At 35.0% G+C, this 1,550-nt stretch carries 1 protein-coding gene; it reads left to right on the forward strand.

The annotated features are described in order from the left end of the window. The first annotated feature begins 74 nt into the window (after window positions 1–74). A complete protein-coding gene (locus CN514_RS00710; RefSeq protein WP_098230935.1) occupies window positions 75–1,301 on the forward strand; it encodes a Zn-dependent hydrolase in 1,227 nt (408 codons plus the stop codon). Window positions 1,302–1,550 lie beyond the last annotated feature (249 nt).

Raw genomic sequence — 1,550 nt, forward strand, 5'->3', positions numbered from 1 at the left:
TATTTTAGTTCACTAAATAAATTAACAGCAATTATTATTGAAGATATTGCCCAATAATTAAAGGAGGCCTTCATATGATCAAGACGAATGCTAATCGACTTCAAAAATTAATTGAGTTGTTTAGTGAATATGGTAAAACGGAAAACAACGGAGTAACTAGACTAGCATTATCTGCTGAAGATATTGATGCAAGGAAGAAATTTCAAGCGTTATGTGAAGAAGTGGGAATGACAGTAACGCATGATGATATGGGGAATATGTATGCCACTTTACAGGGGAAACAAAACTTGCCTCCAATTGTAATTGGTTCCCATTTGGACTCAGTTATTAAGGGAGGACGTTTTGACGGCGTACTAGGTGTACTCACAGCTTTAGAGACTGTTTATACAATTATAGATGAAAAGATTGAATTAGATTATCCAATTACAATTGTCAATTTTACAAATGAAGAAGGGGCAAGATTTGAGCCATCTCTTATGTCTTCTGGAGTGTTATCAGGTAAATTTGATAAAAAGAAGATGATTGCTTCTACAGATAAAAATGGGATATCTTTTTCGCAAGCTTTGAATGTAAGTGGTTTCGAAGGTTCTGAAACAAATCGATTGAGAGAAGCCACTGCGTATATCGAACTACATATTGAACAAGGACCTGTACTGGAACGGAAAAACTTAGAAATCGGGGTAGTAGAAGGTGTACTAGGAATGGTATGCTATGAAATCTCTGTATTTGGAGAATCCAACCATGCAGGGACGACGCCAATCAGCATGCGCAAAGATCCGATGTTCACCGCTGCTAATTTGGTAGTAGATTTACAAAAGCAATTACAAAGACTAGATTCAGAGCTCGTATACACAATCGGTCGTATAAATGCATATCCAAATATTCATACGGTCATTCCTTCAGAAGTAACCTTTACATTAGAGGCGAGACATAAGGATCCGAGTGTTATTGCAGAAGTTACTCGTATGGTGGAAGAACTGCCAAAAAATATTAGTGGCTGTCCAATTAAATCTACACGCCTATGGGATCGAGACACAGTAGACTTTAATGAAGAAGTCGTAAATGCTGTGGAGTATGCTTGCAAAGAGTTAGGGTATAAAGAAAATCGTATGTATAGCGGTGCCGGCCATGATGCTCAATTCATTGCTTCCTATATTCCAACTGCTATGATTTTTGTACCAAGTATAAATGGATATAGTCATCGTGAAGATGAGTTAACTTCATATGAGGATTGTGCTAAAGGGGCGAATGTATTACTTAATGCTGTATTAAAACTATGCCTTGAAAAAGTGAATAAATAAGGCTTTATTTCAAAACTAGTGATAATTGGTATGTTTTTCACTAATCATGAACGAAATAGATTGTTTCTCTAGACTCTCTAAAATAATTAGAGAGTCTTATTTTTATCTTTAATTTGTCCTCCTATCCCAACTTTACGAATTATTTACATTTGTTTAAAACTAGGTTAATTATTCTTTTTTATAGTTAGAGATGTAGAAAATAATAATTTTCCTTAGGAGGACAAACAATAATGAAACGTGGATTAAAAT

The sequence above is a fragment of the Bacillus sp. AFS001701 genome (assembly GCF_002559405.1).
Taxonomy (GTDB): domain Bacteria; phylum Bacillota; class Bacilli; order Bacillales; family Bacillaceae_G; genus Gottfriedia.

Bases quoted from the DNA above. Each gene is read 5' to 3' on its own strand.
- CN514_RS00710 (WP_098230935.1), top strand. From the start codon at position 75: ATGATCAAGACGAATGCTAATCGACTTCAAAAATTAATTGAGTTGTTT.